At 70.8% G+C, this 26,241-nt stretch carries 26 protein-coding genes; 12 read left to right on the top strand and 14 right to left on the bottom strand.

The window, feature by feature from the left end; all coding sequences use genetic code 11:
* Positions 1-66 precede the first annotated feature (66 nt).
* The 5 genes from LB823_RS04855 (at position 67) to LB823_RS04835 (ending at position 4,944) form a co-directional block, all read left to right on the top strand.
* Complete coding sequence (locus LB823_RS04855) at positions 67-576, top strand: bacterial proteasome activator family protein (RefSeq protein ID WP_374201274.1); 510 nt, start codon at positions 67-69, stop codon at positions 574-576.
* A gap of 102 nt (positions 577-678) precedes the next feature.
* The gene (locus tag LB823_RS04850) at positions 679-1,536 is read left to right on the top strand and encodes an ABC transporter permease (RefSeq protein ID WP_224645635.1); all 858 of its coding nucleotides are present in this window, start codon (positions 679-681) and stop codon (positions 1,534-1,536) included.
* A gap of 1 nt (position 1,537) precedes the next feature.
* A complete protein-coding gene (locus LB823_RS04845) occupies positions 1,538-2,335 on the top strand; it encodes an ABC transporter ATP-binding protein (protein ID WP_224645634.1) in 798 nt (265 codons plus the stop codon).
* Positions 2,328-3,239 carry a glycosyltransferase gene (locus tag LB823_RS04840; protein WP_224645633.1) on the top strand — a complete coding sequence of 304 codons (912 nt, stop codon included), beginning with the start codon at positions 2,328-2,330 and terminating at the stop codon, positions 3,237-3,239. Before LB823_RS04845 ends, LB823_RS04840 begins: the two co-directional genes overlap by 8 nt.
* A 70-nt stretch (positions 3,240-3,309) precedes the next feature.
* Complete coding sequence (locus tag LB823_RS04835) at positions 3,310-4,944, top strand: acyl-CoA synthetase (RefSeq protein WP_224645632.1); 1,635 nt, start codon at positions 3,310-3,312, stop codon at positions 4,942-4,944.
* 68 nt (positions 4,945-5,012) lie between these two features.
* On the opposite strand, the gene LB823_RS04830 is transcribed toward LB823_RS04835, so the two are convergent.
* From LB823_RS04830 to LB823_RS04800, 7 genes are all read right to left on the bottom strand, one after another.
* Positions 5,013-5,429: a DoxX family membrane protein gene (locus LB823_RS04830; protein ID WP_068526096.1), complete on the bottom strand. Its 417-nt coding sequence runs from the start codon at positions 5,427-5,429 to the stop codon at positions 5,013-5,015.
* Positions 5,430-5,527: 98 nt separating this feature from the next.
* Positions 5,528-6,739: an MFS transporter gene (locus LB823_RS04825; protein ID WP_224645631.1), complete on the bottom strand. Its 1,212-nt coding sequence runs from the start codon at positions 6,737-6,739 to the stop codon at positions 5,528-5,530.
* Complete coding sequence (locus tag LB823_RS04820; RefSeq protein WP_224645630.1) at positions 6,732-8,246, bottom strand: FAD/NAD(P)-binding protein; 1,515 nt, start codon at positions 8,244-8,246, stop codon at positions 6,732-6,734. The genes LB823_RS04825 and LB823_RS04820 overlap by 8 nt, the downstream gene beginning before the upstream one ends.
* Positions 8,247-8,390: 144 nt before the next feature.
* The gene (locus LB823_RS04815) at positions 8,391-10,061 is read right to left on the bottom strand and encodes a glycosyltransferase family 39 protein (RefSeq protein WP_224645629.1); all 1,671 of its coding nucleotides are present in this window, start codon (positions 10,059-10,061) and stop codon (positions 8,391-8,393) included.
* On the bottom strand, positions 10,061-10,498 hold the full coding sequence (locus tag LB823_RS04810; protein WP_224645628.1) for a GtrA family protein: 438 nt from the start codon (positions 10,496-10,498) through the stop codon (positions 10,061-10,063). Before LB823_RS04810 ends, LB823_RS04815 begins: the two co-directional genes overlap by 1 nt.
* A 29-nt stretch (positions 10,499-10,527) precedes the next feature.
* Positions 10,528-11,019 carry a hypothetical protein gene (locus tag LB823_RS04805; RefSeq protein WP_224645627.1) on the bottom strand — a complete coding sequence of 164 codons (492 nt, stop codon included), beginning with the start codon at positions 11,017-11,019 and terminating at the stop codon, positions 10,528-10,530.
* The gene (locus LB823_RS04800) at positions 11,009-11,227 is read right to left on the bottom strand and encodes a helix-turn-helix transcriptional regulator (RefSeq protein WP_224645626.1); all 219 of its coding nucleotides are present in this window, start codon (positions 11,225-11,227) and stop codon (positions 11,009-11,011) included. The genes LB823_RS04805 and LB823_RS04800 overlap by 11 nt, the downstream gene beginning before the upstream one ends.
* Positions 11,228-11,376: 149 nt before the next feature.
* Between LB823_RS04800 and LB823_RS04795 the strand changes: the two genes are divergently transcribed.
* Positions 11,377-11,637: a hypothetical protein gene (locus LB823_RS04795; RefSeq protein WP_224645625.1), complete on the top strand. Its 261-nt coding sequence runs from the start codon at positions 11,377-11,379 to the stop codon at positions 11,635-11,637.
* A gap of 13 nt (positions 11,638-11,650) precedes the next feature.
* Positions 11,651-13,486 (top strand): glutamine--fructose-6-phosphate transaminase (isomerizing), encoded by a 1,836-nt coding sequence (gene glmS, locus LB823_RS04790; RefSeq protein WP_224645624.1) that lies wholly within the window; start codon positions 11,651-11,653, stop codon positions 13,484-13,486.
* Here the strand turns inward: glmS and LB823_RS04785 are convergent.
* The 6 genes from LB823_RS04785 to doeB2 form a co-directional block, all read right to left on the bottom strand.
* The gene (locus tag LB823_RS04785; RefSeq protein WP_224645623.1) at positions 13,403-14,200 is read right to left on the bottom strand and encodes a nitroreductase family protein; all 798 of its coding nucleotides are present in this window, start codon (positions 14,198-14,200) and stop codon (positions 13,403-13,405) included. The two genes, glmS and LB823_RS04785, sit on opposite strands and share 84 nt — an antisense overlap.
* Positions 14,201-14,282: 82 nt before the next feature.
* Positions 14,283-14,732, bottom strand: coding sequence for a helix-turn-helix domain-containing protein (locus LB823_RS04780; RefSeq protein WP_224645622.1), 450 nt, complete (start codon positions 14,730-14,732; stop codon positions 14,283-14,285).
* 50 nt (positions 14,733-14,782) lie between these two features.
* Positions 14,783-16,162, bottom strand: a complete 1,380-nt coding sequence (locus LB823_RS04775) for an NAD-dependent succinate-semialdehyde dehydrogenase (RefSeq protein ID WP_224645621.1) — start codon at positions 16,160-16,162, stop codon at positions 14,783-14,785.
* Positions 16,159-17,406: an ectoine hydrolase gene (gene doeA / locus LB823_RS04770; RefSeq protein WP_224645620.1), complete on the bottom strand. Its 1,248-nt coding sequence runs from the start codon at positions 17,404-17,406 to the stop codon at positions 16,159-16,161. Before doeA ends, LB823_RS04775 begins: the two co-directional genes overlap by 4 nt.
* Positions 17,403-18,656: an aspartate aminotransferase family protein gene (locus LB823_RS04765; protein WP_224645619.1), complete on the bottom strand. Its 1,254-nt coding sequence runs from the start codon at positions 18,654-18,656 to the stop codon at positions 17,403-17,405. The genes doeA and LB823_RS04765 overlap by 4 nt, the downstream gene beginning before the upstream one ends.
* Before the next feature lie 34 nt (positions 18,657-18,690).
* A complete protein-coding gene (gene doeB2, locus LB823_RS04760) occupies positions 18,691-19,839 on the bottom strand; it encodes a N(2)-acetyl-L-2,4-diaminobutanoate deacetylase DoeB2 (protein WP_224645618.1) in 1,149 nt (382 codons plus the stop codon).
* A gap of 124 nt (positions 19,840-19,963) precedes the next feature.
* Between doeB2 and LB823_RS04755 the strand changes: the two genes are divergently transcribed.
* Positions 19,964-20,149: a sigma factor-like helix-turn-helix DNA-binding protein gene (locus LB823_RS04755; RefSeq protein ID WP_224645617.1), complete on the top strand. Its 186-nt coding sequence runs from the start codon at positions 19,964-19,966 to the stop codon at positions 20,147-20,149.
* Here the strand turns inward: LB823_RS04755 and LB823_RS04750 are convergent.
* Positions 20,146-21,306: an acyl-CoA dehydrogenase family protein gene (locus LB823_RS04750; RefSeq protein WP_224645616.1), complete on the bottom strand. Its 1,161-nt coding sequence runs from the start codon at positions 21,304-21,306 to the stop codon at positions 20,146-20,148. The genes LB823_RS04755 and LB823_RS04750 overlap by 4 nt on opposite strands.
* A gap of 98 nt (positions 21,307-21,404) precedes the next feature.
* Between LB823_RS04750 and LB823_RS04745 the strand changes: the two genes are divergently transcribed.
* The 4 genes from LB823_RS04745 (at position 21,405) to LB823_RS04730 (ending at position 26,240) form a co-directional block, all read left to right on the top strand.
* Positions 21,405-22,031, top strand: a complete 627-nt coding sequence (locus LB823_RS04745; protein ID WP_224645615.1) for a TetR/AcrR family transcriptional regulator — start codon at positions 21,405-21,407, stop codon at positions 22,029-22,031.
* A gap of 68 nt (positions 22,032-22,099) precedes the next feature.
* Positions 22,100-23,527, top strand: a complete 1,428-nt coding sequence (locus tag LB823_RS04740; protein WP_224645614.1) for an FAD-binding oxidoreductase — start codon at positions 22,100-22,102, stop codon at positions 23,525-23,527.
* A gap of 21 nt (positions 23,528-23,548) precedes the next feature.
* Entirely contained in the window at positions 23,549-24,310 is a 762-nt protein-coding gene (locus LB823_RS04735; protein ID WP_224645613.1) for a decaprenylphospho-beta-D-erythro-pentofuranosid-2-ulose 2-reductase, read from the top strand.
* Between the two features lie 43 nt (positions 24,311-24,353).
* Positions 24,354-26,240 (top strand): galactan 5-O-arabinofuranosyltransferase, encoded by a 1,887-nt coding sequence (locus tag LB823_RS04730; protein WP_224645612.1) that lies wholly within the window; start codon positions 24,354-24,356, stop codon positions 26,238-26,240.
* Position 26,241: the final 1 nt, after the last annotated feature.

Below are 26,241 nucleotides of genomic sequence, written 5' to 3'. Positions count from 1 at the left end.
ACGCAGATTACACCGCCGCACCGACGACACCGTGGTCCGCCCGCGGGGAGCTGCCAGAATGGTGGTATGAGCGATCGCAACGAGGTGGAGATCATTCCCGCGGGTGCCGGCGCCGGCGCGCACGCCGAAGCGGATGAACCGGACAATGCCGCGGAGGAGCTGCACGGCATGGTCGAGCAGCCCGCGAAGGTGATGCGGATCGGCACGATGATCAAGCAACTCCTCGAGGAGGTACGCGCCGCACCGCTCGACGAGGCCAGCCGCGCCCGGCTCAAGGACATCCACCGGACGTCGATCAAGGAGCTCGAGGACGGGCTCTCCCCCGACCTGCAGGACGAGCTGGAGCGTCTCGCGCTGCCCTTCACGGACGAGTCGACCCCGTCGGACGCCGAACTACGGATCGCGCAGGCGCAGCTCGTCGGCTGGCTGGAGGGCCTCTTCCACGGCATCCAGACCGCCCTCTTCGCGCAGCAGATGGCCGCCCGGGCCCAGCTCGAGCAGATGCGCCAGGGCGCCCTGCCCCCGGCGATGAGCCCCGGCCCGGAGTCGCAGACCGGTCACGGGCAGTACCTGTGACGGTGCCGCCCGCGGGCGGCGGGCGCACCGCCGGAAGGCGGCCGGGGCGCTCCCGCTCGACGTGCGCCGGGCGGACCGTCGGGACGGGTACCCTGGCCTACCGTGCCCGTCGATAGCCCCCACGCCGCCCCTTCGGCGCCCCTCGTCTCGGACTCGCGCACCTTCTCGCGCGCGATCCGCGACCTGGTAGACGGCGCCACCGTGCATCGCGAGCTCTGGCTCGAACTGGGCTGGCAGGACATCAAGCAGCGCTACCGCCGATCGGTGATCGGCCCCTTCTGGATCACGATCGCCACCGGCGTCACCGCCAGCGCGCTCGCGCTGCTGTGGTCGGTGCTGCTCGGCGCCAACGTCAAGGACCTGCTGCCGCAGCTCACCGTCGGCTTCGTGCTGTGGGCCTTCATCCAGAGCTCGATCATCGACGGCGCCGAGGTGTTCATCGCCAACGAGGGTCTGATCAAACAGCTCCCCGCGCCACTGTCGGTGCACGTCTACCGCCTGGTGTGGCGGCACATGCTCTTCCTCGCCCACAACATGATCATCGTGGTCGTCGTGCTGGCGATCTTCCCGCCGAAGCAGTGGTCGTGGACGCAGCTCAGCGTGATCCCCGGGTTCGCCATGCTGGCCATCACCGGCGTCTGGGTCTCGATGTTCTTCGGCATCCTCGCCACCCGGTTCCGCGACATCGCGCCGCTGCTCACCGCCCTGACGCAGCTGCTCTTCTACATCACCCCCGTGGTGTGGACGCTCGACACCGTGCCCGGCGGCAACAGCGAGCGCGCGCAGCTGGTGAAGCTGAACCCGCTCTACCACTACCTGGAGATGGTGCGCGGGCCGCTCACGGGCAAGCCCTTCGATCCCCAGCACTGGTACGTGGTGATCGGCTGCACGATCGTCGGCATGGGGCTGACCCTCGTGCTCATGAAGCAGTTCCGTTCCCGAGTCGCGTATTGGGTGTGAGATGAGCGTTTCCATTCGGACGCAGGACGCCTGCGTCGACTTCCCGGTGTTCGACGCGAAATCGCGCTCGATCAAGCGCGCGGTCATGGGCTCCGCCGGAGGCAAGGTGATGGCCGACGACAACGTGGTCGTCGTCGAGGCGCTGCGCAACATCACCATGAGCCTCGACGAGGGCGACCGCGTCGGGCTCGTCGGCCACAACGGCGCCGGCAAGTCGACGCTGCTGCGGCTCCTCGCCGGGATCTACGAGCCGACCCGCGGCTCCGCGCTCGTGAAGGGCCGCGTGGCCCCCGTCTTCGACCTCGGCGTGGGCATGGATCCCGAGATCTCCGGCATGGAGAACATCATCATCCGCGGGCTGTTCCTGGGGCAGACCCGTAAGTCGATGCTGCGCAAGGCCGACGAGATCGCCGAGTTCACCGAGCTGGGCGACTACCTGTCGATGCCGCTGCGCACCTACTCCACCGGCATGCGGGTACGCATCGCCCTGGGCGTGGTCACGTCGATCGACCCCGAGATCCTGCTCCTCGACGAGGGCATCGGCGCCGTCGACGCCGAGTTCATGCGCAAGGCACGCAAGCGGCTCTCCGCGCTGGTGGAGCGCTCGGGCATCCTCGTCTTCGCCTCGCACTCGAACGAATTCCTGGCGCAGCTCTGCGACCGGGCGATGTGGATCGATCACGGCGAGATCCGGCAGGAGGGCGGCATCGAGGAGGTCGTGACCGCCTACGAGGGCCTCGACGCCGGCGCGCAGGTCCGCAAGGTGCTCGACATGCTCGAGGCCGAGAAGAATGAGTGACGGTCGGGGCACCGTCGTCGCGGTCGTCGTCACCCACGACCGGGCGGCCCTGCTCGCGAAGTCCCTCGAGGTGCTCAGCTCGCAGGAGCGCCCCGTCGACCACCTGATCGTGGTCGACAACGCGGCCCAGGACGAGGTGCGCGCGCTGGTCGAGTCCCAGCCCGTCGCCACCACGTACCTGCCCTCGCAGTTCAACCTGGGCGGCGCCGGCGGCTTCGCCCTCGGCATGCTGCACGCGCTCGCGCTGGGCGCCGACTGGATCTGGCTCGCCGACGACGACGGCCGCCCCGAGGGTCCGCAGGTGCTCGGCACGCTGCTGGACTGCGCCGAGCGGCACGGGCTAGCGGAGGTCTCGCCCGTGGTCTCGGCGATCGACGACCCCGAGACGCTGGCCTTCCCGCTGCGCCGCGGCCTCGTCTGGCGGCGCAAGCGGTCCGAGCTGATCGACCCCGAGGCACCGTCGGACGACGTGCTGATGGGGATCGCCTCCCTGTTCAACGGCGCGCTGTTCCGCAAGGACACCGTCGCGGCGGTGGGCGTGCCGGACCTGCGGCTGTTCATCCGCGGCGACGAGGTGGAGGTGCACCGCCGGCTGGTGCGCTCGGGCCTGCCCTTCGGCACCTGCCTGACCACCGCCTACCTGCACCCCAACGGCGCCGACGAGTTCCGGCCGATCCTGGGCGGGCGCATGCACACCCAGTACCCGGACAACGAGACCAAGCGCTTCTTCACCTACCGCAACCGCGGCTACCTGCAGTCCCAGCCCGGGATGCGGAAGCTGATCCCGCAGGAGTGGGCACGGTTCAGCTGGTTCTTCCTGGTGCAGCAGCGCGACGTCGCGGGCTTCCGCGAGTGGCTGCGGCTGCGCAAGCTGGGCCGCGACGAGCGGTTCACGCGGCCCTGATCCCGGTGGCGCACACCTCTTATTGAAGGGGGCTCAACAGAGCTCCCGCGATGCCTCTATCATCGTCGTCATGGGAACGAGCCTGGTCTCCGATCTTCTTCCGCAGGGCCACGCCCTGCTGCGCATGCTCCAGCGCCGGGTCGTCGACCCGGCACGCCCCGACGTCGCGCTCCGCGCGCTCGGCTACAACCGGCAGTACGGCCCGCAGGCCGCGCTGGTGATCAAGGGCGCCGCCGAGAACCCCGATCGCATCGCGATCGTCGACGAGCGCGGCACCCTCACCTACGCGCAGTACGAGGCGCAGTCGAACGCCCTGGCCCGCGGGCTGCGCGCATCCGGCCTCAAGTCCGGCGACGTGATCGCCGTGCTCGCCCGCGACCACCGCGGCCTCCTGCTCATCATCAGCGCCGCCGCCCGCGCGGGCATGCGCCTGGCCATGATGAACACCGGCTTCGCCAAGCCCCAATTCGCCGAGGTCTGCGCCCGCGAGAAGGTGCAGGCCGTCTTCCACGACAGCGAGTTCACCTCCCTGCTGGACGCCCTGCCCGAGGACATGCCGCAGTACCTGACCTGGGTCGACGAGGCCGACGCCGTGCCCGCGGGCGCGAAGACCATCGACCAGCTGATCGCCGGCCGCGACGCCAAACGCGTCCCGCCGCCGGAGAAGCAGGGCGGCTTCATCATCCTGACCTCGGGCACCACCGGCCTGCCCAAGGGCGCGACCCGCAGCAAGGTGCCCTCGCTGGCGACCGCGATGCTCGTCGACCGCATCCCGTTCAAGCGCCGCGGCACCGTCGTCATCGCCTCGCCGATCTTCCATTCCACGGGCTTCGCCATGTGGTCCGCCGGGATGTCGGTGGGCTGCACCACCGTGACGATGCGCCGGTTCGATCCGGAGAACACCCTCAAGCTGATCGCGGACAACCGCGCCGACATGCTGGTCGCGGTACCCACGATGCTCACCCGCATGCTGAGCCTGCCCGCGGAGACGCTCGCGAAGTACGACACCAGCTGCCTGAAGTCCGTGGTCGTGGCCGGGTCCGCGGTCTCCCCCGAGCTCTCGGAGAAGTTCCAGGACGTCTTCGGCGACGTGCTCTACAACGTCTACGGCTCGACCGAGGTCGCCGTCGCCACCGTCGCGACGCCGCGCAACCTGCGCACCGCGCCCGGCACCGTCGGCAAGCCGCCGGTGCTGACGACGGTGCGCCTGTACGACGAGAACGACGCGCTCGTCGAGGGCGTCGGCAAGCGCGGCCGGGTCTTCGTGCGCGCCGGCGCGCCCTTCGAGGGCTACAGCGACGGCCGCACGAAGCAGATCATCGACGGCCACCTCTCGTCGGGCGACATGGGCCACTGGGACGAGCACGGCCTGCTGCACATCGACGGCCGCGACGACGACATGATCGTCTCCGGCGGCGAGAACGTCTACCCGCTCGAGGTGGAGAACCTGCTGGTCACCCGCGACGACGTGGTGGAGGCCGCGGTGATCGGCGTGCCCGATCCCGAGTTCGGCCAGCGCCTGCGCGCCTTCGTCGTGATCGACGGCGGCGCGCCCTCCGACGAGGAGGCGCTCGTGAAGGACCTCAAGGACTACGTGCGCGGCAACCTCGCCCGCTTCAAGGTCCCGCGCGACGTCGTCTTCCTCGACACGCTGCCCCGCAACCCCACCGGCAAGATCGTCCGCCGGGAACTCCCGAAGGACTGACGCGACGACGAGTTCGGCCCCGGATCCGCAGCACGCGGACCGGGGCCGAACCCGTTATCGGGGAGCGATCACCAGGCGGGGAACAGCGGGCCGGTGAGGCCCAGGGGCACCGACTGGGTGACGTTGACGAAGTAGAACAGGATCAGCGCGCCGCCGATGAGCGCGAGGTTCTTGTTGAAGGAGATCATCTCGGTCTGCTTCGCCTCGGGATCCACGGCCTTCCAGAAGTCGTGCATCATCACGGTGACGGGCAGCAGGAACAGCACGAGCAGCAGCGCGCCCAGGTCGATCCACACGCCCAGGATCAGCGACAGGCCGCCGAGCAGCGCGATCACGCCGCTGCCGACCACGGCGAGCTTCGCGGCGGGGACCTTCTTGGCGGCGGCGTACTGCGCCATGCCCTCCGCGGCGGTGAAGTGGCCGACGGCCGACATCACGAACAGGACCGCGAGCAGGATGCGGCCGATCAGGAATACGACGTCCATGGTGGAGCTCCTCGTTCGAGGCGGCGCACCGTGCGCCGCGATACGGGAACTATAACCGGACCTCGGTCCGCATCATTCCCGAGCCGCCGTGTTCCGCGTCACGGCTTCGCGCGCGTGGTCCCCCAGACGACGGCGGCGAGGGCGAGCAGCGGCAGGCCGATCGCCACCGAGGTACTGACCGCGGACCGCAGGTGCAGCGCCTCGATGACCACGGAGTACACCGCGCCGGCCCCCATCTGGAGGAAGAAGAACAGCCCGGCGCCGACGCCCTGGGCCTTCAGGTCCAGCTCCAGCAGCCCGGCCTGGGCGAACGGGATCGCCGCGCCCACGCCGAGGAAGCCGACGGCGAGCGGGATGACGACCGCGGCGGCCGTCGGGACACCCAGGGCCGCCAGCGCGACCAGGGCGGCGCCGCCGACGGCCGAGCCGATCGTGCACAGCCGCACCGCGGTCCGCGCGACGGCCGCCCGCCGGATCACCACGCTGCCCGCGATGTACCCGAGGGCGGGCACGATGAGCAGCAGCCCGTACTGGATCTCCGTCGCGCCGTGCAGCCCCTGCAGGATGAACGCGGACTGCTCGATGAACAGGAAGTATCCCATCCAGGCCAGGGAGATCACCACCGCGTGCCGGTGGAAGCCCTTGCGCGCAAAGACCTCCGCAACGCCCCGCCCGATGGCGCGCGGGGTCGGCGCGACGGGCGTGGCCGGCGCGGCCGTGGGTACCAGGCGCAGGAACGCGAGGGCCAGAACGAGACCGACCGCGGCCAGGCCGAGGAAGAGGGCGCGCCACGGCGCGACCTGGACCAGCGCCGAGCCGAAGAAGGGTGAGATCGCGGGCGTCGCCGCGATGACGATCGACAGCGACGTGAGCAGGTGCATCCGCGCATCCGTCGGATACCGGCGCTGGATCACCAAGCGGCACAGCACCGTCGCCGAGGTGCCACCGACCGCCTGCACGAACCGCGCCACGCCGAGCACCGCCACCGTCGGGGCGGCGGCCGCGAGCACCCCGCCCAGCGCGAACAGCACGAGGCCCAACGCCTGGAGGGCCCGCGCGTCGAAGCGGTCCGCGAGCACGCCCGCCGCGAACATCGAGACCGCGTAGCCGGCCATGTAGCAGGACAGCGTGAGTTGCACCGCGGAGACGGAGGTGTGCAGGTCGATCGCCATCTGCGGCGTCGACGGGTTGAGCAGGCTCAGGCCCAGCTGCGGCGCGGTGACCGCGACGAGCAGCATGATCGTGGACCACCGGCCCGGCGTGCCCACCGCGGCCTCCGTCCGGTCGGCGACCGCGCTCGCCTCAGCCACCGGTCACCGCCACCGACGCGGGCATCGGGTCCGACTGCGGCACCGCCGGATTCACCCGCTCGGCGATGGACCGCGCCACAGCGCGGGCGCGCCGGCGGATCTTGGCGATGCTGCTGATGTAGTAGAGGTCGCCCGACGCGATCTCGCCGAGCGCGTACAGCCCCGGCACCGACGTGCCGTCGCGGCCGACGATCGCGTTGTCGGCGACGTTGATCCGCAGCCCGCCGTAGGGATTGCGGCGGGCGGTGCCGCCGTAGACGAGCGAGGAGACCAGGCTCGCCGCGGCACCCGAGGGCGCACCGGCCGGCGTCCGCGTCGCGTTGACCACGTGCTGGACGGCCTCGTCACCGTCGGCGCTGCTCACCACCAGCCCCGAGGCCGACGGGGCCACGTCGCGGACGCCGTGCCGGACGGTCAGCGCACCGTCGACCACCATGTCCCCCAGCACCTGCGCGCTCCGGGCGGGCAGCGGGTTGGCGAGCGCCTGGAAGGGCGCGTGCACCGACGCGACCATCGCCGACCGCGCCGAACGGGTCATCGCGGACCACAGGTCGTTCGCGTAGTACTGGGCCACGCAGATCACGAGCCGCTGCACCTCGGGCGCGATGGAGACGGGGCGGCCGGCGAAGCCCGCGAGCCGGGGCCCGGCGGGCTCGGTGATCGCGCGGAAGGCGGCGCGCACCTCGGAGCGGCGCAGGCCCTCGCCCACGGCGAGGTAGTCGACGATGTTCACGACGTCCTCCCATTCGAGGCCTCCGTGCTTGAGCTGCACGCGCCGAATGAGCGCGCCCACATCGGGATCGAAGTCGAGCGGCTCGAGGTCGCTGCGCACGTCGGGCAGGATGCCCTGGCGCGAGGCCATCAGCAGGCGGCCGTCCCAGCTTCGCGAGCGCACGGCCAGCGCGACGTCGATCGCGCTGAGGCCCGTGCCGATCACCGCGGCGGACTCCCCGGCGAGGACCGTCGGCAGCCACTCGTCGACGGGGTACGGGTCCTGCGTGTAGTGCTCCGTCCCCTCGAGCCGGTACGGGTCGGCGGGCGGGCTCGAACCCAGCGCGAGCACGACCACGTCGTGCCGGTACGTCTCCGGCGCGAAGCCGGGGCGGTGCACGACGAGCCGCCACACATCGCCCTCGCGCGCCGCGTCGGTGACGCGGCCGGTGATCCGCGTGAGCGAGTCGCCGAAGTCCACCGCGCGGGCCTGCGTGCACTGCCGCAGGTAGCGGCCGTACGCCCAGCGCGGGACGAAGCTGTGCCCGCCCTCGACGAGGAGCTCCGGCTCGTTCGCCCGGCACCAGTCGACGAACTCGTCGGGCTCCTCCGCGGAGATGGACATCGCGAAGGCCTGCCGGTTGAGCAGGGCGGAATCGGACTCCTCCGCATAGGCCCGGCCGGGGCCGATGACCCGGTCGGCGTAGACGGAGACGGACAGATCGTCGCTCACGGGCAGCTGCCGCAGCAGGCTCACGGCCGCGGCACCCCCTCCGACGATCCCGACTGACACCACGACGCTCTCCCCTCGATCGTTACCTGTGCGTAACGATCGTCGCGAAGGTCCGCGCGGCGGACAACCCCGCATATGTCACATCGGACAAGGGTGGACACGACGGACAAAGTCGTATATACGTCTAACGAACCGCTTTGCAACCGTTCACCAGTAGGTATGGCGGGTCTGCGGCAGTGGTTGCGGGTCCGGCCCCTCCGCGGGTGGCGGCTGCACCAGGTGCACCACCTGGAGGATGTGGAACTGCTCCTGGTGCACCACCGCGAGCCCGCCGTAGTCGAGCGAGACCTGCATGTCGGTGCCCATGAACCGGAACGGGCGGAAGGTCCACCACAGGTTGCCGTTCTCCTGCCGGAAGTCGTCCTCGGACCGGTCGGCGTCGGCGAGCACCCAGGCGGCGGTGCATTCGTCGGCCGCCCACGACGCCCACTGGTTGACGCCCTTCTCCTTGTCCCAGAGCTTCCCGTCGGAGCGGCGGTCCCCGTCGTTCCCCATGTCCCGCAGGCCGTCGAACATGCCCGGCAGGCCGTCGTGCGCGATGCGCAGCGAGGGCCACGCCCAGCTCGGCTGCACCTGGAAGAACACGCAGTCGCCGGGCCGCGCGTTGTCGCGGATGTAGCGCGCCGCGTAGCTGAAGTCGCTGCCGCCCGGCTTCGACAGCGGGCTGTGCTGCCACAGGTAGCCCGGGATCGCGGCCACCGTCAGCACGGCGAGCAGCGCCGCGCCGGCGACCCGCGGACGCGTCAGGGCCCGCGCCACCGTCGTGACCGCGGCCGCGAGCACGAGCACCACGCCGGGCACCGTGAAGCTCACGTACCGCCCCACGTACGACGGGACGATCGGCGAGACCAGCAGGATCGCCGCGAGCGGCACCAGGGCGCCGGCCAGGCCGTAGCGCAGCGCCCAGGTCAGGTCCATGGGGGACTCGCCCGACGGTGCCGCATCCGCCGGTCCAGCGTTCCTCGCCCGCGCGGATCCGGCGTCGCCGCGCCGCCACCACAGCAGCGCGGCGACGGCGATCACGAGCCAGGCCGCGATCGCGAAGGCGTACGAGTGGTCGAACCACTGGTCGACCAGCACGTTCTGGAAGATGCGCCACCCCGGCCACTGCAGCCAGGACACCTGGTCGCGCTGCGTCGCCGCGAGGAACACCACGGGGCTCGCCAGCGCGATCGCGGCCGCCGAGGCGATCGCCGCGGGTTTCAGGACGGCGCGGGTGCGGGTCCGCTCGTCGGCGACGAGGACCGCCGCGACGGCGAGCACCAGGGTCGCGGAGTAGAGGAAGAGCACCGTCGCGAGGAGCAGCGCCGCGCCGTAGGCGAGCCAGGCCCGACGGGCACCGGGCTTCCCGGTCGACGATGTCGCCCGGTGCGCCGCGATCAGCACGAGCGCCGCGGAGGCGATCACCCACGAGTAGGAGCGGGCCTCGACGCCCGACCAGGTGAGCCGCGGCAGGATCAGCGCGATCACGCCCGCGACCAGCGCGAAGGTCTCCCCGCCGAGCCGCCGCGCGAGGCAGTAGCAGGCCGCGACGGCCGCGCCGACGCCGAGCGCGGAGAAGGCCCGCAGCGCGGTCTCATCGAGCCCGAACACGAGGGAGAAGGTGCGGACGCCCCAGTAGTAGAGGCCGTGCACGGCGTCGATGTTGGTCAGCAGGTGCCACAGCTCGCCGGGCGAGCGGTCGATGGCGGAGGCGGTGGCGAGCTCGTCGAACCAGACGGACGGACGCCCGCCGTGCCAGAGCGACAGCAGGACGCCGAGGAGCGCGAGGGCCCCGGGGACGAGCAGTGTTCGCCGCGGCCGAATTGCCCGGGCCATCACATCAGCTTGAAGATCACCGTGCGCTGGACGATGAAGTTGACGACCGTCGCGGTGCCCTGGGCGACGACGAAGGCGACGAGGCGGTTCACGTAGCTGCCGATGCCGTCCTCGGGCGGCGGGAACAGCGTGTAGAAGGCCATGTAGATGCCCAGCTGCACGCCGTACATGGCGATGTACAGCGCCCACACCGCGATCAACCGCTTGGCGGAGGGCTCGGCCTGGAAGGTCCAGCGGCGGTTGAGCAGGTACGCGGTGGTGGTGCCGAGGATGAAGCCGACGGTCTTGGCCAGGGCCTCGTCGACCCCGAATCCCTTGGTGAGGATCAAGAGCGTTCCGAAGTCGACCACCGCCGAGAAGCCGCCGGTCAGCACGAAGCGCACGAGCTGGGTCTTGAGATCGAGGGGTACTCGATCGGCGGCTTCGGAGGCGGTCACGAGGTCACAGCGTACCGATGGATCCTTCGTTATTCGAATACGTCGTCGTCGGCGGCCGCCGCGGCCTCCCGCCGACGCTCGGTCCGGGCAGCCAGGAACACGGCGCCGGCGGCGATCCCCGCACCCACGAGCCCGCCCACCGCGGCGCCCGCGATCGTGCTCGGGTCGCGGTCCAGCTGCAGCGAACACCACACCGCGAGGTACGGGATCAGGATCGCCGCCATCACGGCCTTGCGCTTCGGGGTCATGAAGGCGCGGGAGATGGACGCCAACGGCACGTCGTGCCGGGTGCAGTACCGGTAGGTGGCGAGCTGCGTCGCCAGCAGCAGCAGGAGCACCGCCATCGCGGTGATCCGGGCGCCCTCCGCCGCCGCGATCAGGGAGGCCACGAGCGCCGCCGGGGCCGCCCAGTAGTAGCCCACCGCCATCGCCCGGTAGTACTCCTCGCGGTTGCGCTCGTCGCCCCACGCGGGGTCCGACGGCGCGAGGATGAAGTCCTCGATACGACTCTCAGCCGACATGATCGTCCTCCTCCAGGGGAAACAGCTCTTCGACGGTGGCGCCGAGGGCCCGGGCCACCTTCAGCGCGAGGTACACGCTGGGCGCGTAGTCGCCCTTCTCGACCGAGACCACCGTCTGCCGGCTCACGCCGACGGCGGCGGCCAGTTCGGCCTGGGTGATGCGCTGGACGCGTCGCCGCGCCCGCACCGGGTTCTCGTCGTCGTCCACACCATCGAGTCAAGCAGCCTTGACATTTGGTGTCAAGTATTCTTGTCATTCTTGGCTCGGTTGGCTTCGCCCGACCGAATCGATCTCATTTCTGCCCGATTACGGGCAGATAATTGACACGACACCGTCGGGCACGGAAGATCGAAGCCGTGCCGGATAGCGATCTCGTGGATCACATCGCGCGGACCACGGGGCTCTCCGCCACCGAGGCCGTGCGTGTCATCGACGACGTCACGGCCTACTACCGGGAACCGGTCGAGGAGTTCGTCCGCCGCCGGCATCGCGACCTGCAGGGACGCGGCGCCAAGAACGCGGAGATCTTCGCGACCCTCGCCGACGAGTTGAGCAGCCGGCTCGTCGCCGCACCCGATCTCACCGAGCGGCAGCTGCGCCGCCTCATCTACAGCTAGGAGCCGCCCCAGCATGTGCGGAATCGTCGGATACATCGGTGGCCAGACGGCCGTGGACATCCTCGTCGACGGACTCACCCAGCTCGAGTACCGCGGGTACGACTCGGCGGGCATCGCGGTGCTCGGCCCGTCCGGCGCGAAGCGGGTCCGCAGCGTGGGCCGCGTGCGCGACCTGGAGGCCGCGCTGCCGAAGCGGCTCGCGGGCAAGACCGGCATCGGCCACACCCGCTGGGCCACGCACGGCGCCCCGTCGGAGGCCAACGCGCACCCGCACACCTCCGCCCCCGACGCCGACGGCCACGAGCGGATCTTCGTCGTGCACAACGGCATCATCGACAACGCACGGGACCTGCGCCTCGAGCTCGAGGCGGACGGCGTGGAGCTGACCTCCGACACCGACACCGAGGCCGTCGCCCACCTCATCGCCCGCAGCGGCGCCGAGACCCTTGAGGACGCCGTGCGCCAGACGCTGCACCGCCTCAGCGGCACCTACGCCCTAGCCGTCATCGACACCGAGCATCCCGACCGGATCGTCGTGGCCCGCAACGGCTCCCCGCTCATCATCGGCGTCGGCGACAAGGAGATGTTCGTCGCCTCCGACATCTCCGCCGTGGTGCGGCACACCAGCCAGGTCGTGCACCTCGACGACGGCGAGTGCGCCACCGTCACCGCCTCCGGCTTCCGCATGTTCAGCGCCGACGACAACCGCGCCGTCGCGAAGTCCGCCACCACCGTGGACATCTCGCCCGACGACCTGGAGCTGGGCAACCACAGCCACTTCATGCTCAAGGAGATCGCGGAGCAGCCGAGCTCGCTCGAGCGCATGCTCTCCGGCCGCCTCGACGAGCGCTTCGCCACCGCCCGCCTCGACGGCCTGAACCTGGACGCGCAGGCCATGCGCCGCTTCAAGCGCGTCAAGATCCTCGGCTGCGGCAGCGCCTACTACATGGGCCAGCTGGGCGCCTCCGTCATCGAGGAACTCGCCCGCATCCCCGCGGACGCCGAGCCCGCCAGCGAGTTCCGCTACCGCAACCCCATCGTCGAGCCCGACACCCTGTATGTCGCGGTGAGCCAGTCGGGCGAGACCGCCGACACCGCGTTCGCCGTGCAGGAGGTCAAGCGCAAGGGCGGCACCATCGTCGGCCTGGTCAACGTGGTCGGCTCGACCATCGCGCGCGAGGTCTCGGGCGGCATCTACCTGCACGCCGGCCCCGAGGTCTCGGTGGCCTCCACCAAGGCCAACACCCACATGGCGGTCGGCTTCGCGCTGCTCGCGCTCGCCCTGGGCCGCGTCCGCGATCTCTCGATCACCGACGGGACGCGGATCGTCAAGGGCCTCAAGGCCCTGCCCGCGCAGATCGGCGAGATCATCGACTCCCCCGGCGACGTCGAGGACGCCGCGAAGCTGCTGGCCGAGGCGCCGAGCCTCTTCTACATCGGCCGCGTGCGGGGCTACCCGACCGCCCGCGAGGGCGCGCAGAAGTTCAAGGAGATCAGCTACCGCCACGCCGAGGCGTACCAGGCCTCCGAGCTCAAGCACGGCCCGCTCGCGCTGATCAGCCCCGAGATGCCGACCGTCGCGATCGTCCCGGACGACGAGCTGCTGGACCGCAACATCGGTGCGCTGCACGAGATCGCGGCCCGCGGCGGCGACATCGTGGCCATCACCAACCCGGGCGTCGAGCTGCCCGAAGCCAAGGTGACGCTGACGGTGCCGAAGAACGAGCCCGAGCTGGACCCGATCCTGCTGATGATTCCCACCCAGCTACTCGCCTACTACGCGGCGCTGAGCCTGGGGCTCAACATCGACCGGCCGCGCAACCTGGCGAAGTCGGTCACCGTCGAGTAGGCGAACCGGTGCCGCATCGTGCGGCCGATCGCTGACGAGCACGACGTTCTCGGTCAGCGCGGCGCGCGCGGTGCGGAACCGATTGGCCGGGTCGTCGAGGTCGGGGTAGCCGAAGCCGATCGTCGCCACCACGTGGCGCGAGTCGTCGATCCCGAAGTGCCGGTGGAGGAACGGGGAGTACGCGGCCGGGGCCGCCTGGGGCGCGGCGGCCAGGCCGCGGTCCTGCGCCGCGAGCAGGAACGTGGCGATGTAGAGCCCGCAGTCGAGCACCCCGTACGTTCCGAGCTCGACGGGGCTGGTGATCACCGCGACGTGCGGGGCGTCGAACAGCGCGAAGTTGCGGAGGAACTGCTCCGCGCGACCGGCGTGGTCGTGCCGCTCGACACCGAGGCTCGCGTAGAGCGCGTGCCCGCACTCCCGTCGGCGGTCCCGGTGCCGCCCGGTGTACGCGACGGGGAAGTCGATGTCCGGCTTCACCTCTCCGCCCGCGGCCACATGCGCACCCAGTTCCGCCCGGAACCGGTCCGTCGCCGCCGCGGTGGTCACCCACACCCCCCACGGCTGGGTGTTCGACCACGACGGCGTCCGCTGCGCCGCCGCCAGGAGCTCCTCGATGGTCTCGAGTGGGACCTCGCGGTCGGCGATGAACTGCCGACACGTCCACCGGTCGGCCAGGAGGTCGTCGAGACGGGGAGCGTGCGCGATGCCCGGCATGAGCACTCCGATCAGTCGGTCTTATTTTGAGACCAAAAGCTAGCAGGGATCGCCTCCGAGGGGAACCCCTTCGCGCACCGACCTATGCCGTCATGCCCGGCCCGGCCTCCGGCACCACGTCGCGCGCTGTCAGCCGCTCGCCGCAATCGCCGCAGGTCAGAACCGCGTGAGCCTCGCCGCCGCAGTCCGCGTGGCGGTAGTGCACCGGAGGGCCGTCCGGCGCCATGTACTCGTCGCCCCAATCCTTGATCGCCATGAGGATCGGATAGAGGTCCATGCCCTTCGGCGTGAGCCGGTACTCGTCGTGGGCGCCTTCTGCACTGGGCTGCTTCACGAGGATCCCGTGCTCGACGAGGCGCGTCAGCCGGTCCTGGAGACGGCTCTTCGAGATCGACAGAGACTCCTGGAAGGCGCTGAACCTGCGCACCCCGGCGAACGCCGTCTTGAGGACCAGCAGCGTCCACCGATCACCGAGCACCACCAGCGGCCGGGTGATCGAACAGGGAAGATCGCCGAGTTCCTCGTACCTCACCGCACCGACTCTACGACGCGGTCTCGGGCCCGCGCACCGTCGAACTCCCGTCAGTCCCGCTTCGGCCCCACCCAGACCTGCTGGGCGTTGACGAACTCGTGGATGCCGGCGCGGCCCAGTTCGCGGCCGTAGCCGGACCGCTTGACGCCGCCGCTCGGCAGCCGCGGGTCCGTCTTGACGATGCCGTTGACGCTGACCTGCCCGGCCTCGAGCTCCCGCGCGATGGCCTCGCCGCGGGCGGCGTCGGTCCACACGCTCGCGGCGAGGCCGTACGGGGTGGCGTTCGCGAGGTCGACGGCGTGGTCGGCGTCGACGGCCGTCATCACCGCGGCGACGGGACCGAAGGTCTCCTCGGAGCACGCCGCCATCCCCGGCCGCACGCCCGTCAGCAGCGTGGGCGGGTAGAAGAACCCCGGTCCGTCGGGCACCGTCCCGCCCAGGAGGCAGGTGGCACCGGCGGTCACGGTCTCCGCGACCTGGCGGTGCAGGTTGTCCCGCAGATCGGCGCGCGCGATCGGCCCGACCTGGGTGTCGTCCTCCCGGGGGTCGCCCATCCGCAGCGCGGCGAGCCGGGTGCGCAGGGCCTCGACGAGCTCGTCGTGCACGGACCGCTCGACGATGATCCGCTTCGCCGCGATGCAGGACTGGCCGGCGTTGATGATCCGGGACAGGGCGAGCACCTCGGCGGCGGCCTCGATGTCGGCGTCCGCCAGGACGATCGACGGGTCCGAGCCGCCCAGCTCCAGCACCGCGGGCTTGATCTCCGAGGCCGCGACCGACGCCACGGCGGAACCCGCGCGGTCGGAGCCGGTGAAGGAGACGGCGCGGATCCGGCGGTCGCGGATCACCCCCGCCACGTCGGGCGTCGCCACCGGGAGCGAGGCGAAGACGCCGTCCGGAGCACCGACGGCCCGGAAGGCGCCGGCGATGGCGGCGGCGCAGCCCGGGACGTGCGGGTCGTGCTTCATGACGGCGGTGTTCCCCGCCATGAGCGCGGGCGCGCAGAACCGGAAGGCCAACCAGAACGGGGCGTTCCACGGCAACACGCCGAGGACCGGGCCGATCGGCAGGTACTGCACGTAGCTGGAGGTGGCGTCGGATTCGACGGACTCGGACGCGAGGTACTGCTCGCCGTGCTCGGCGTAGTGCTCGGCGGCCCACGCCGCCTTGACCACCTCGCCCCGCGCCTCGGTGATGGGCTTGCCCATCTCCTCGGTCATCACGTAGGCGTAATCCTCGACGCCCCGGCGCAGTTCGGCGCCCACCGCGCGCAGGAGGTGCGCCCGCTCGGCGAAGCCCGCCCGCCGCCAGTCGTGGTACGCCGTCTCGGCGCGCTCGAGCGTCGTCTCGATCTCGACGGGGCCCGCGGCCGGCACCTCCCGGATCGGTTCGCCGGTCGACGGGTCGATCGCGGTCAGCATCGTGGTCATGGCAGCACCTCCGCCTCGGTCGTCTCCTGCTGTGGCCCTGGATCGATCGCGGCGCCGTTCACCGCGGAACCCGAACCGGCGCCGTCGTGCACGGCGAAATCCTCGTCGAGCGTGAAGAAGGACTCGCAGCCGTCGTCGGTGATCCGGATGGTGTCCGAGATGCCGACGGTCTTGTCCCCGTCGACGCCCCACATCCACGGGATCACGTGGAAGGTCATGCCCGGCTCCAGCGCGGTGAAGTCGCCCGGGTTGAGGCTGAGGATGTAGCCCTCGTCCCATGACGGCGGGAAGGCGATCCCGATGGAGTAGCCCGACCGGGTGATCAACCGCGCGCCGACGGTGTTGTCCGAGATGATCCGCCGGACCAGCGAGTCGGCGTCGGACACCGTCATCCCCGGCCGCATCAGCGATTTCAGCTCGGAGAGCGCCAGCTTCATCTTCTCCTGCGCCTCGTACATGGTGGGCGAGAGCTCGCCGTTGACCGCGGTGCGCATGAGCGCGGCGTGGTAGCGGCGGTAACAGCCGCCCACCTCGAGGAAGACGTGCTCGCCCGACTCGATGGTGCGGCCCTCCCACGTCGCGTGGCCGATCATCGACCTCGGGCCCGAGGCGACGTAGGGCATGACGGCGGGGAACTCGCCGCCGGCCCGGAACATCGCGGCACTGATCGCCGCCGCCACGTCGTTCTCCGTGTTCCCGGGGACCGCCGCCTCCAGCCCGGCGGCCATGCCGGCCTCCGCGGCGCGGGCGGCCTTGCGCATCACCGCGATCTCGGCGTCGGACTTGGTGGCCCGCCCCGCCTCGACGATCCCGAAGCAGTCCATGAGCACGCCCTGCTGGAAGGACGTGTGCACCCGGTCCTGTTGGTATGCGGGGAAGAAGTAGCTGTTGCGCTCGTAGCCCACCCGCTTGGTCCCGAGGCCGCCCTCCTTGAGGGTGAGCACCAGCTCCTGGATGGCGTCGCCGGTGTCGGGATACGGGCGGGTGCGCTCCACCCAGGTCCGCGCGATCACGTTGGACTCCTCCATCGCGCGGGTGATCATCACCGGCTCCTCGTCGAGCGGCACCACGAGCGCCTGGAAGAAGGAGTAGCCCGTGGTCTGATAATCGGTGAGGTACATCAGGTTCTCGGGATCGGTGATCACGACGGCGTCGAGCCCGCGCTTGTCCATCCGCTCCCGCAGCTCCGTCAGCCGCCGCTCGTACTCCTCCGGCGGGAAGGTCATGTCGTCGCGCCGCTTCATCGCGCCACCTCCGTCACGGCCGCCTCCAGGATCTCCAGCCCCGCGGCGAGGTCCTCGTCGGGGATCGTCAGCGGCGGGATGAGTTTCAGGACGCGACCGCCGCTGCCGCACGGCCCGACGAGGAGCCCGGCGTCGAAACAGGCGGCCTGGACGGCCTTGGCGAAGGCCCCGTCGCCGGTGTCGAGGGCCTGCATCATGCCCTTGCCCCGCACCTCCCAATCGCGGTCCGGGTGCGCGGCGGCGAGCGCGGCGAGACGCTCGCGCATCGTCTCCCCCTTCGCGGCGACGGCGGTCATCAGCTCGTCGTCGGCGAAGTAGTCCAGGGCGACGGTGCCGGCCACCATCGACAGGCCCTGGCCGCGGAAGGTGCCGGTGTGCGCCCCGGGCGACCAGTGCGCGTCGACGGCCGGCTTGTTGAGGTTCATGGCGATCGGCGTCCCGTAGCCGCCGAGGCCCTTGGCGAGGGTGATCACGTCGGGGTCGAGGCCGTAGCCGTCGAAGCTGAAGTAGCTTCCGGTGCGCCCGCATCCGGCCTGGATGTCGTCGATGATGAACAGCGCACCGGTCTCCCGCGCGAGGTCCTGCACGGCGTGCAGCCAGTCGGCGCTCGCTACGTTGACGCCGCCCTCGGCCTGCACGGCCTCCACCAGGAAGGCGGCCGGCGGGGTGTGGCCGCTGGACGGATCTGCCAGGGCCGCGGCGTAGTCCGACAGGGCGGTCTTGCCGCCGGGGGCCGTCTCGAAGGGCAGCCGCACCACGTCGCGCAACGGCACTCCGGCCCACTGCCGGAAGGCGTGGTTGGCGGTGGCGGCGAGCGCCCCGAGCGTCATGCCGTGGAAGCCGTGGCTGAAGGCCACCACCTCGCGGCGACCGGTGGCGAGGCGGGCGAGCTTGAGCGCCGCCTCCACCGCGTTCGTGCCCGTCGGTCCCGTGAACTGCATGCGGTGATCCATGCCGCGCGGCGCGAGGATCACGTCGTGGAAGCGGGTGAGGAAGTCGCGCTTGGTGGTCGTGTAGGTGTCGAGGCTGTGGGCCACGCCGTCGGCCTCGAGGAAATCGATCATGGCGCGCTTCATGTTCGGGTTGTTGTGCCCGAAGTTGAGCACGCCGGCGCCCGCGAAGAAGTCGATGTAGCTCTTCCCGGCCTCGTCCACCTGCCGCGCGTTGGACGCGGAGGCGAAGACGGTCGGGAAGTTCCTGCAGTACCCACGGACTTCCGATTCCCAGTTCTCGAACGCAGCAGTGTCCATGCGAATTCCTTTCGTTCCGTTCGACTCTCTTCTGTCAGGGCGGCTCCGGCGCCCCCGCGAGACCCACCAGCAGGCGCGCGGCGGGGTCGAGCAGGGCATCGTCGAAGTCGTATTCGGCGCTGTGCAGCGGCGCCGCGGTGCCGGAGCCGAGGAGCGCGAAGGCCCCTGGGATCCGCTGCAGGTAGTAGCTGAAGTCCTCCGAGGCGAGCACGGGCGTCGCGGCGGCGGGCTCGGGCCAGTTCGGGCCGAGCACCGTCGACAGGCGCTCCCGCAGGTCGGCCGCCGGGCGAGGATGATTGACGGTGGCCCCGTAGCGCACCGTCGTCACGGTCGCGGCGCGCACGCCGTGCGCCGCCGCGGTGGCGCCCGCGATCTCGTCGATGAGTGCGAAGACCCCGGTGCGGGCTTCGTCGTCGGCGGCGCGCACGCTTCCCGCGAGGCGGGCCGTATCGGGGGTGACGGTGGCGGCGCTCTCCGCGTGCAGAGAGGTCACGGCCACCACGGCGGCCTGCTGCGGCGAGGTGCGGCGCGCGACGATCTGCTGCAGCGCGACGACGACGGCGGCCGCGGCGAGGACGGGATCGCGGGTGGCCTCGGGCTGCGAGGCGTGGCCGCCGCGGCCGATCAGCTCTATCTCGAAGGTGCCGTTGGCGGACATGACGGGCCCGTCGGGGCAGAGGGCGCGGCCGAGGGGCAGTCCGGGCCAGTTGTGCCAGCCGAAGACGACTTCCACGCCGTCGAGGGCACCGTCGGCGATCATGCCGCGTGCGCCGTGCCCGCCCTCCTCGGCGGGCTGGAACAGCAGCGTGACCGGGCCGGGGAGGCTCGATTCGTGGGAGTGGAGCCAGCGGGCCGCGGCGAGCAGGGCGGCGGTGTGGCCGTCGTGCCCGCACGCGTGCATGACGCCGTCGGTCGCGGAGGCGTACGGCAGGCCCGTGGCCTCGCGGATCGGCATGGCGTCGAGGTCGGCGCGCAGCGCGACGTGCCGGCCGGTCGCGGTCGGGGCGAGGCGGACGACGGTGCCCGTGTCCGCGCAGGGCCGCCACGCGAGGCCGATCGCGTCGAGTTCGGCGCGCACGGCCGCGGCGGTGGCGTGCTCCGCCCAGGCGAGCTCGGGGCGGCGATGAAGTTCGCGTCGGAGTTCGGTGGCCCGGGCAACGGTCTCGGCCCAAGAATCGTTCATCGGACCTCCTCGGATGGGTGTCCGTTTCGGTCCAGACCAACGTACCGCGATCCGACGTGAGGCGCGCGGACATCACCCGAACGGCGGATGTGCCCGGGCCCCGCGATGCCTAGCGTGAATCCGCATGGGGCACGGGGCGCACGACGCGCGAATCCGGGCGGAGCTGCCGCCCGAGCTGTACCGCGTGCTGCACCTGCGCGTGGTGCAGTGCCGCACCGTCGACGAGACCGCAGCACTGCTGCGGATCGCCCCGTCGACGGTGCGGCTGCGCCAACACCGTGCGCTGCAACGGATCCGCGGCGGCCTCTAGAGGCTGCGCGCGATCAGCTCCTTCATGATCTCGTTGGTGCCGCCGTAGATCTTCTGGACGCGCGCGCCGGCGTAGAGCTGGGCGATGGGGTACTCCATCATGTAGCCGTAGCCGCCGAAGAGCTGCAGCACGTTGTCGATGACGCGGCACTGCATGTCGGACGCCCAGAGCTTGGCCATCGACGCGGTCGCGGCGTCGAGCGTGCCGTCGATGGCGCGGCCGATGCAGTGGTCGATGAGCGTGCGGCCGGCGAAGACCTCGGTCTTGGCGTCGGCGAGCACGAACTTGGTGTTCTGGAAGTCGGCGATCGGACGGCCGAAGGCCTTGCGCTCCTTGGTGTACGCGATGGCCTCGACCACCGCCTTCTCCGCCGCGTCGACGCCGCCGATGGCGATGCTCAGGCGCTCGCGGGGGAGCTGGCGCATCAGCTGGTAGAAGCCCTGGCCCTCGACGCCGCCGAGCAGGTTCTCCACGGGGACGCGCATGTCGGTGAAGGAGAGCTCGCGGGTGTCCTGCCCGTGCTGCCCGATCTTCTTGAGCACCCGCCCCCGCTCGAAACCGGGGAGGTCCTTCGTCTCCGCGACGATGAGGGAGATGCCCTTGGCGCCCTGGCTCGGATCGGTCTTCGCCACGATGATCAGCAGGTCGCAGTGGCTGCCGTTGGAGATGAAGGTCTTCGAGCCGTTGATCACGTACTCGTCGCCCTCGCGGACCGCGGTGGTGCGCACGGCCTGGAGGTCCGAGCCGGTGCCGGGCTCGGTCATCGCGACGGCCAGCACGGCCTCGCCCGACGCGGCCTTGGGCAGCCACCGGGCCTTCTGCTCCTCGGTGCCGCAGTCGTCGATGTAGTGCGCGCAGATGGTGGAGTGCACGCCGTAGCCGAAGGCACCGTCGCCCGAGAAGACCAGCTCCTCGAGCACGACGGTGTCGTGCCCGAAGTCGCCGCCCGCGCCGCCCAGGGACTCGGGCAACTCGGTGCAGAGCAGCCCCGCGGCGCCCGCCTTGTTCCAGAACTCGCGATCCACCTGGTGCTGCTCGGCCCACCGCTCCTGGTTCGGGGTGGCCTCCCGGCGGAAGAACTCGGCGGCGTGCTTGCGCAGTTCCGTGTGCTCGGGGGTCTCCCAGGCGGGGCGGTAGTCGGGGAACAGTGCGGTCATGGGCGGTCTCTTCTCTTCGGCGCACGATCGGGCAATACATTCGTATAGTCCACGATGCGTGTGTACAGCGCAAGGCCCGGGCCGCTAGGATCACGCAGGTGGAAGGGACACCAGCGGCCGGCCTCCCCGCGTCGAACGACGACCTGACCGCGAAGGCCCGGATCCGCAACGCCGCGCTCGAGCTGTTCGCCGCGCACGGGACGAGCGCCGTCTCCCTGCGCGCCGTCGCCGCGCGGGCCGGGGTCACCGTCGGCCTGGTGCAACACCACTTCACGACCAAGGACGGCCTCCGGACCGCCGTCGAGGAGCAGATCGTCGAGTACCACGCGCAGGCGATCGCCCGCGTCCCCGACGAGGGTCCGCCCGCCGACGTCGCGGCGGCCCGGGACGCCTCCGTCCGCGAGATGCTCGCCCGGCACCCCGCGGTCGTCGACTACCTGCGGCGCTCCTTCCTCGACCCGGCGGGCTCGCAGCTCCTAATCCGGCTCACCGAACTGGGCCGCAGCGAGGTCGTCCGCCTGCGCGCCGCGCACCTCGCCTCCACCGACCGGGCGGAGTCCGACCAGGTGATCGCCATGATGGTCCGCCAGATGGGCACCCTGTTCCTGCAGCCGCTCGTCGACGCGATGTGGGAGCACCTGCGCGAGCCGGGCGCACCGTCGGACGACAAACCGCGACTGTCGGTGAGCACCGAGCCCGCGGGGTCGCACGGCCCCGACGTGTGACCAAGACGAGGTCACAGCAGCTTCAACCTCAGCATCGACTCAGGTTGGGCGCGGTAATCTGATGGGCGATGTCCGAGACAACTCTTCCCTATCTGCCCATCTCGACGCGCAAGCTGGTGGGCTGGTCGCGCACCACGCCGATCGAGGGCCACGTGCTGTCCACGCCCGACGTGGACCAGATCGCCAAGGCCGTCGCCGTCGTGGCCGACGCCGAGGCCGACAAGCCCGCCTACCTGCGACGCGGCGTGATCGCGCGCGGGCTGGGCCGCTCGTACAACGAGTCGGCGCAGAACACCGGCGGCCTCACCATCGACATGACGCCGCTCAGCGCGATCCACGACATCGACGTGGAGACCGGCATCATCGACCTGGACGCGGGTGTCAGCCTCGACGACCTGATGCAGGCCGCCCTGCCGTACGGCCTGTGGGTCCCGGTGCTCCCGGGTACCCGCCAGGTCACGATCGGCGGCGCCATCGCCCACGACATCCACGGAAAGAACCACCACAGCCAGGGCTCGTTCGGCAACCACATCACCGAGATGACGTTGCTCACCGCCGACGGCAAGGTGCTCACCCTGACCCCGAAGGGCTCGTCCGACGACCCCCAGGGCGAACTGTTCTGGGCGACGGTTGCCGGCGTCGGCATGACCGGCATCATCCTGCGCGCGAAGCTCCAGATGAAGCGCACCGAGAGTGCGTACTTCATCGCGGACACCGAGCGCACGGGTTCGCTGCAGGAGACCCTCGACCTGCATCTGCAGGACGGTTTCGAGGACGGCTACGAGTACGCGTCGGGCTGGTTCGACGCGATCAGCGCGCCGCCGAAGCTGGGTCGCGGCACGTTCTCCCGGGGCAACCTCGCCACGCTCGACGAGCTGCCCGAGAAGTACCGGAAGAACCCGCTGAGCTTCAACAACAAGCCGCTGTTCACCCTCCCCAACGTCTTCCCCCCCGGGCTGGCGAACAAGTTCGACTTCTCGATCGTCGGAGAGGGCTACTACCGCGCGGGCCCGCCCAGCAAGGGCAAGGTGAAGAACCTCACGGCCTTCTACCACATGCTCGACGCCTTCGGCGGCTGGAACTACGCGTACGGTCCCGGCGGCTTCTGCCAGTACCAGTTCATCGTCCCCACCGGCAACGAGCCCGAGTTCGTCAAGCTCATCGAGCACATCCAGGCGTCGGGCAACGTCAGCTTCCTCAACGTGATCAAGCTGTTCGGCGACGGTAACCAGGCACCGCTCAGCTTCCCGTTCAAGGGCTGGAACGTGTGCCTCGACTTCCCCGTGAAGCGTGGCCTCGCCGAGTTCCTCGACGACCTCGACCGCCGCGTGATGGCCATGGGCGGGCGGCTCTACACGGCGAAGGACTCGCGGACCACCGCGGACCGCTTCCACGCCATGTACCCGCAGATCGACGACTGGATCGCCACCCGTCGGCGGATCGATCCCACGGGGGTCTTCATCTCCGACCTCGGCCGCCGCCTCGAACTCGCCTAAGACCCGTAAGGAATCAGTCACATGATCAACGCCGTAGGCGTTCCCCAGTCCCTGCTGCTGCTCGGCGGCACCTCCGAGATCGGCCTGTCGATCGTCGAGGAGTACCTCGCCAAGGGCCCGATGCGCGTCGTGCTCGCCGCGCTGCCGAACGACCCGCTGCGCGAGCAGGCCGTCGCCCAGGTCGAGGCCGCCGGCGCCACGTCGGTCGAGGTCATCGACTTCGACGCGACCGACTTCGACGGTCACCAGAAGACCATCGACGCCGCCTTCTCCGGCGGCGACATCGACGTCGCGATCGTGGCCTTCGCCCTCGACTTCGACGCCGAGGAACTGTGGCAGAACCAGCGCAAGGCCGTGCTCCTCGCGCAGGTCAACTACACCGGCGCCGTGTCCGTCGGCGTGCTCCTGGGCCAGAAGATCAAGGAGCAGGGCCACGGCCAGATCATCGCCATGAGCTCCGTCGCCGGCCTGCGCCCGCGCCGCAGCAACTTCGTCTACGGCTCCTCCAAGGCCGGCTTCGACGGCTTCTACCTCAACCTGGGCCAGGCCCTGGAGCCCTTCGGCGGCTCCGTCCTCGTGGTCCGCCCGGGCATGGTGCGCACCAAGTTCTCCGCGCACGTCAAGGAGGCGCCGCTGACGATCGACAAGGACGTCATCGGCAAGCTCGCCGTCGACGCCGCGATCAAGGGCAAGTCGCTGATCTACGCGCCCGCGCCGTGGGGCTTCGTCAGCTTCGGCCTGAAGAACATCCCGCAGCCGATCTTCAAGAAGCTCCCGATCTAGGGGGCGCGTCCGATTCTCGGAACCACCCTTTACGCTGGCCCGCGTGACTGACACGCGCACCGTCGACGCCCCCGAGGCCCCCGCCCGGGGGCGGGACCTGGCCCTCGACCTCGCCGCCGCCGCGATCCTCGCGGCGGCGGTCGGCGTCGTCGGGTGGTTCGCCATCAGCTCCGTCGAGTGGCCCGCGTACAGCAGCTCCAACGTCACCCGCGCGTTCTCGACCGTCTTCCAGGTGATCGCGATCGTCGTGCTCGCCGCGTGCGCGGTACTGCTGTCGCGGTCCGTCCCGGCCTGGCAGGCCCGCGTCGCCCGGCTGCTCTCCTTCGCGACGGTGGCCGGGTTCGTCACCGTCACCCTGGCCCTGCCGCTGGGCGGCACCAAGCTCTACCTCGGCGGCATCTCGGTCGACCAGCAGTTCCGCACCGAGTACCTGACCCGGTTCACCTCGTCGCCGCGGCTGGCCGACATGACCTACATCGACATGCCGCCGCTGTACTCCCCCGGCTGGTTCTGGCTCGGCGGGCGCTTCGCGAAGCTCTTCGGGCTCGAGGGCTGGGCGGCGTTCCAGCCCTGGTCGATCATCTCCTTGGCCGTCGCGGCAGCCGTCGCGCTGGCCCTGTGGCTCACCGTCGTCGGTCCCGCGCGCGCGATCGCCGCGACGCTCGCCACCACGGTCGCGATGCTGCTCTACGGCTCCGCCGAGCCCTACGGCGCCGCGGTCGCGATCCTGCTGCCGCCCGCGCTGATCGTCGCCTGGTCCGCCATCCTCCGCGGCCGCCGCAGGGCGATCGTCCTGGTGGGCGTGTACCTCGGCGTCGCGGTGTGGTTCTACACGCTGTACCTGGGCGTCGCGGCGTTCACCATCGTGCTGATGGGCCTGGTCGCGCTGATCGCCGCCTGGATCCGCGAGCGCCGGTTCGAGTGGCGCTACCCGGCGCGGGTCGCGGCAATGGGCGTCATCGCCATCGCGATCGGACTCCCCGCGTACGGGCCGTTCCTGCTGCGCGTGGTTCGCGACGGCACCGACTCCAAGGGCTCCGCGTTCCACTACCTGCCCGAGCAGGGTTCCGTTCTCTCGCTGCCGATGCTGCACTTCACGCTGCTCGGTGCGCTCGGCATGATCGGCGTGATCTGGGTCCTGGTGAAGGCCCGCTCCAGCCTGCCCGCGCAGGCGCTCGGCCTCGGCATCGCCGGCTCGTACCTGTGGGCGATCCTCTCCATGGCCGCCTCCCCCGCCGGCACGACGCTCCTCGGCTTCCGCACCGAGCCGGTGCTGCACATCCTGCTCGCCGCCGCTGGCGCGCTCGGCGCGGTGACGATGGTCGGCGCGCTCGGCGACGGCTACCCCCGGTACCGCGACGCCGGCGTCGTCCTCGGCGTGCTCGCCGCGATCGGTGTGGCGCAGACGATCCCGGCGCAGCTGGCCGGGGAGATCGCCGTCGCCTACTCCGATACCGACGGCCACGGCGAGCGCGGCGACCGCCGACCCGCGGGCGCGGAATCGTCGTACAAGGACGTGGACGCCGCCATCCTGGCCGCGACGGGCAGGCCGCGGACCGACACCGTCGTGCTCACGGCCGACTACGGCTTCCTCGCGATCTACCCGTACTGGGGCTTCCAGAACCTCACGTCGAACTACGCGAACCCCCTGGCGCACTTCACCGCCCGGTCCGCGGCGATCGAGGCGTGGGCGAAGCTGGAGACGCCGGACGAGCTGCTCAAGGCCCTCGGCGAGACGCCGTGGCGCGCCCCGGACGCCTTCGTCTTCCGACGGTCCGCCGACGGCCTCTCCCTGCGCCTCGCCGAGGACGTCTACCCCAACGACCCGAACGTGCGCCGGTACACCGTCGTCTTCCCCGAGAAGCTCTTCGAGGACCCGAGATTCGCCGTCACCGAGACGGGCCCGTTCGTCGTGATCGTGAGGAAGTGAC

The sequence above is a fragment of the Tsukamurella sp. M9C genome, assembly GCF_020169415.1.
Taxonomy (GTDB): domain Bacteria; phylum Actinomycetota; class Actinomycetes; order Mycobacteriales; family Mycobacteriaceae; genus Tsukamurella.
Note: the sequence above shows the minus strand (reverse complement) of the source record. Positions and strands in the feature narration are given on the sequence as shown.